The sequence below is a fragment of the Ruminococcus callidus ATCC 27760 genome, assembly GCF_000468015.1.
In the GTDB taxonomy this organism is placed as follows: Bacteria; Bacillota; Clostridia; order Oscillospirales; family Ruminococcaceae; genus Ruminococcus_C; species Ruminococcus_C callidus.
On the sequence record NZ_KI260319.1, the window covers coordinates 21101 to 26285 of the forward strand.

The following is a 5185-nucleotide window of genomic DNA, read 5'->3' on the forward strand; positions in this document are numbered from 1 at the left end:
AATACCGCACAATCTTTGTGCGGTATTGCCTCAGGACTTGTTTCGTATCTTTGGATACAAACAGCCGCCTCAGGGGATTCTTCTACCCTGAGGAGCACCGGACTGTTTCGGCGTTTCCCAAAAAAGGAGTATTTGAATGAATCAAACAGAAAACAATCGACCGTTAGTGGATGGCGTTCCGGCGTTGGAACGCAAGCTGGAGGAAGTGCGTCGTGCACAGGAACAGTTTGCAACGTTCTCGCAGGAACAGGTAGACCGGATCTTCCAGGCAGCGGCTCTGGCAGCCAATCACGCCAGACTGCCGCTGGCAAAAATGGCTGTGGAAGAAACCGGTATGGGTGTGGTAGAAGACAAGGTGATCAAGAACAACTATGCCGCCGAGTATATCTACAACGCCTATAAGCACACCAAAACCTGTGGCATTATCGAACAGGATCCCGCTTATGGCACCATGCGGATCGCAGAACCGATCGGGGTAGTGGCTGCGGTCATTCCCACCACCAACCCCACCTCTACCGCGATTTTTAAGTCGCTGATCTGCCTGAAAACCAGAAATGCGATCATCATTTCGCCCCACCCCCGTGCAAAAAAGAGCACGATCGCTGCGGCAAAGATCGTACTGGACGCAGCAGTCAAGGCTGGTGCACCGGAAAATATCATTGGCTGGATCGATGTGCCGTCTTTGGAAATGACCAATACCCTGATGCAGGAGGCAGATATTATTCTGGCTACCGGCGGTCCGGGCATGGTTCGTGCGGCGTATTCCAGCGGAAAACCGGCACTGGGCGTTGGTGCCGGCAACACACCGGCAGTCATTGACGCTTCTGCGGATATTCAGAAAGCAGTCAACTCGATCGTACACTCAAAGACATTCGACAACGGCATGATCTGTGCTTCGGAGCAGTCGGTCATCGTGGATACCGGCATCTATGACACTGTCCGGAAAGAATTCCAGAAGCGTGGCTGCTATTTCCTCACACCGGAGGAAACCGAAAAGGTAAGAAAGACCATTCTCATCAACGGAGCACTGAACAGCAAGATCGTAGGACAGCGGGCGGCTGCCATTGCCGGACTCGCCGGCGTGACGATCCCGCAGGAAACGCGGGTGCTGATCGGGGAAGTGACCTCGGTGGACATCAGCGAAGAATTTGCACATGAAAAACTCTCTCCGGTGCTGGCAATGTATCGCTCGGAGAATTTTGAACAGGCTGTAGCATATGCCGACCAGCTGATCAGGGACGGCGGCTACGGTCATACAGCTTCGCTCTATGTGGACGAAGTCAACCACAGAGAAAAGATCGACCAGTTTGCAGCACGTATGAAAGCGTGCCGTATCGTGATCAATACCCCGTCCTCTCACGGCGGTATCGGCGACTTGTACAACTTTAACCTTGCACCGTCCCTGACGCTGGGCTGCGGCTCTTGGGGCGGCAACTCGGTTTCGGAAAATGTCGGTGTCAAGCACCTGCTGAATATCAAGACTGTCGCTGAGAGGAGAGAAAATATGCTGTGGTTCCGCACACCGCAAAAGGTGTACTTCAAAAAAGGCTGCCTGCCGGTGGCTCTGCGTGAGATCGAAGAAGTCCTGCACCGGAAGCGTGCATTTCTGGTAACAGATGAATTCCTGTTCAAAAGCGGCAAGATGAGCTGCATTACGGAACCGCTGCAGAAAATGGGCATTCCGTATCAGGTATTCTCTGATGTACAGTCCGATCCCACACTGGCGTGTGCCAAGGAGGGTGCGGAACTGATGCGGTCGTTCCAGCCGGACGTGATCATTGCACTGGGCGGCGGCTCCGCAATGGACGCAGCAAAGATCATGTGGGTGCTGTATGAACATCCCGATGCAGACTTTGCAGACATGGCAATGCGGTTTCTCGACATTCGCAAGAGAACCTATGAGTTCCCTGAAATGGGCGAAAAGGCATATTTCATTGCAGTGCCGACTTCCTCCGGTACTGGTTCGGAAGTGACACCGTTTGCGGTGATTACCGATGAGGCGACCGGTGCCAAGTATCCGCTGGCAGACTATCAGCTGCTGCCGAACATGGCGATCATTGACACTGACCTGATGATGTCCCAGCCCCGTGGCCTGACTGCGGCTTCCGGTATCGATGCCATGGTACACGCACTGGAAGCATATGCCTCGGTAATGGCAACCGATTTCACCGACGGTCTGGCACTGAAAGCACTGAAGAACATCTTCACCTATCTGCCGGAGTGCTACGAAAATGGCGAACATGCACCGGTGGCACGGGAAAAGATGGCGAATGCTTCCACCATGGCAGGTATGGCGTTTGCCAATGCCTTTCTGGGTGTGTGCCACTCTATGGCACATAAGCTGGGTGCATTCCACCACCTGCCTCATGGCGTGGCAAATGCTCTGCTGATCACCGATATTATGCGGTATAACATTGCAGATGCTCCCCAGAAAATGGGCACTTTCTCCCAGTATCCGTACCCGAACGCTCTGCCCCGCTATTGCGAGTGTGCAAGATTCGTGGGCGTGAACGGCAGCACGGACGAAGAAGTATTCGAAAACTTCCTTGTGAAGATTGAGGAACTGAAAGCACGGGTGGGCATCAAAAAAACCATTCGCGACTACGGCGTGACCGAAGAAGCATTCCTCGCGACACTGGACGACATGTGCGAACAGGCATTCGATGACCAGTGCACCGGAGCAAATCCCCGTTATCCGCTGATCTCGGAGATCAAGGCAATGTATCTCAAGGCGTTCTACGGCGAAGTGCCGGCAGAAGCTGCTGAAGCATAATTCCACTGTGAAAGGAGCGTATCAATGATGGAACCGTTATTGGAAGGGCTGGAGAAAACCAGCTATCGGGAAGGCGATACCCGCGTAAAGGTGTTCGGACACGGCTATCTGAAGTCCGACATTCTGAATGAAGCACTGAATCAGGCAAGAGTAGAAGAAACCGGTCTGCGGATCCCGAAGCTGCTGGAAGTGCGGAAAGCAGACGGCAAGTGGGCGATCGTGACGGAATTCGTGGAAGGGGAAACCCTCCAGTCCATGATGGAACAGCACCCCGACAAGATGCACAACTATATGGAACAGTTCGTGCTGCTGCAAAAGGAGATCCAGAGCAAGCGTTCGCCGCTGCTGACGAAGCTGAAAGACAAGATGAACCGGAAGATCAGCCAGTCCGGACTGGACGCGACCACCCGCTATGACCTGCATACCCGTCTGAATGCCATGCATGACCACATCAAGGTTTGCCACGGGGATTTTCACCCCAGCAACGTGATCGTGGACAAGGACGGCAGACTGCACGTTATCGACTGGTCCCACGCCACACAGGGCAATGGCAGTGCTGACGCTGCCAGAACATTCCTGCTGTTCAAGCTGGAGGGGAAGGACGACTGGGCAGAGCTGTACCTGAAAATGTTCTGCGACATGAACGACGTGGCAAGACAGTACGTTTCCCAGTGGATGCCGATTGTGGCAGCATCGCAGCTGGTGAAGCACAAGCCGGAGGAAAAGGACTTCCTCATGCGTTGGATCGACGTATTCGACTATGAATAAACGCATCAGCAAAATGATGTATCAAGAAACGAAGCGGACGGGGCGACCTGTCCGCTTTTTGTATGCCGTTTTTTCGAATACGGTGCACGGAAATCAATTTTCAAAAATATGTTGATTTAAATTGTGCAAAATTGTGAAGCTTGACAAGTAAGCCCCCCTGAAAGGGGAGCTGGCAGTGCGTAGCACTGACTGAGGGGTTTCCACTTATGCTGAAAACGTCATAAAAAGATTTCACGAAAAACCCCTCCACCGCCTAACGGCGGTCCCCCTCCCCTTTCAGGGGAGGCTATCATGAAAATTGATTTTCGTGAATACTGTGAAAGCCCTCTGTACAATTCCCGAAAAATATGGTATACTGTTGTATATTCAGGGCAATACCGCACAAAGATTTGCGGTATTGCCTCAGGAAAAGCTGCGTGACAGCTTTCCTTAACGCGAAGGAGGTCAACCCATGACAAACGAACCCTATACCGAGGAAACTGCGGGGCAGATCGATCCGCAGAATCCTTTTGAAAATGCATTGGAAAACGCCGCATACCGGACGGATTACCGGCGGTTTCTGCCGCAGATCCTGCTGCCGGACTTTCATATCCCGCTGTTTCCGGAACGGGAGGAGCGTTCCCGCATTCGCCGCCAGATGAACACCGCCGGAGCAGGGGCGTTGCTGGGCTGTATGGGCAGCCAGCTGTTGTTCCCGCTGACGATCATGGTGCTGCTGCTGTGCATGGACGGCACGGCGGCTTCCTACTTCAACGGCGACCAGTCCGGAGCAATTCACACCATGGAATCATCGGGCATCTACATGGCGTTGCACTGCCTGATCTTCGGGGGAATGAACACGCTGGTGGCATGGCTGGGCTGCCGCCGTATCCGTCAGCCGCTGGGCGGACTGTTCCGGACGACGGATTTTTCCGGCTGGAAAGCCTTTCAGTACATCTGCATCGGCTTCGCATTGCAGCAGCTTTCCGTGGTGCTGTACGCGGTGACAAGGCTGCTGCATCTGGAACTGCCGGAAGTATCTTTCGACTATTTCCAAAGCACCCAGTCCATGCTGCTGGCATTGCTGTACACCTGTGTGCTGGCTCCGGTGACAGAGGAACTGCTGTTCCGCGGCTTCCTGATGAAAAGCCTGTCGGCGGTCAGCGTCCGCTTCGGAATCGTCACCAGTGCCCTGCTGTTCGGACTGATGCACGGCAATTTCCAGCAGTTTATTCTGGGCTTCGTCATGGGGCTGTTTCTGGGGAAGATCGTGGCACGGCATAACTCTCTGCTGCCGTCCATACTGGTGCACATGGCAGTGAATACCAACAGCATGGTGCTGTCACTGCTACAGGAGAAGCTGCCGGAGAAAGTCGCCAATGTGGGAATCCTGCCGTTTGGTATGGCAGTACTGGCGTTTTCGATCATGGGCGTGTTGTTCTGGCTGCTGTACGAACGCCGCCAGCCCCTGCCGTATCCCACCCAGAAGCAGGCGACCCGAAGCCGCACCGCGATGTTCTCGCCGGTGCTGGTGCTGGCTGTAGTCGTGCTGGCGGGATTTATGGTGTTCCTGGCAGTGCGTGGGGCGAATGGGTGATGCGTTTGCTGGGAGAACGGCAGAAAAGGTGTAGAAAAAAGGCTCCCTTGAAAAGGGAGCTGGCAGCC

3 protein-coding genes are annotated in these 5185 nt (G+C 54.0%); all 3 read left to right on the top strand.

Annotated elements, in window-relative coordinates; genetic code table 11:
• Positions 1–136 precede the first annotated feature (136 nt).
• Complete coding sequence (adhE, locus tag RUMCAL_RS02770) at positions 137–2773, top strand: bifunctional acetaldehyde-CoA/alcohol dehydrogenase (RefSeq protein ID WP_021680962.1); 2637 nt, start codon at positions 137–139, stop codon at positions 2771–2773.
• A 24-nt stretch (positions 2774–2797) separates the two neighbouring features.
• Positions 2798–3541 carry an aminoglycoside phosphotransferase family protein gene (locus RUMCAL_RS02775; RefSeq protein ID WP_021680963.1) on the top strand — a complete coding sequence of 248 codons (744 nt, stop codon included), beginning with the start codon at positions 2798–2800 and terminating at the stop codon, positions 3539–3541.
• 451 nt (positions 3542–3992) lie between these two features.
• Positions 3993–5117, top strand: a complete 1125-nt coding sequence (locus tag RUMCAL_RS14330) for a CPBP family intramembrane glutamic endopeptidase (RefSeq protein ID WP_021680966.1) — start codon at positions 3993–3995, stop codon at positions 5115–5117.
• Positions 5118–5185: the final 68 nt, after the last annotated feature.

Excerpts from the sequence above, each read along its gene's own strand:
- adhE (WP_021680962.1), top strand. The coding sequence starts at position 137 with ATGAATCAAACAGAAAACAATCGACCGTTAGTGGATGGCGTTCCGGCG.
- RUMCAL_RS02775 (WP_021680963.1), top strand. The coding sequence starts at position 2,798 with ATGATGGAACCGTTATTGGAAGGGCTGGAGAAAACCAGCTATCGGGAA.
- RUMCAL_RS14330 (WP_021680966.1), top strand. The coding sequence starts at position 3,993 with ATGACAAACGAACCCTATACCGAGGAAACTGCGGGGCAGATCGATCCG.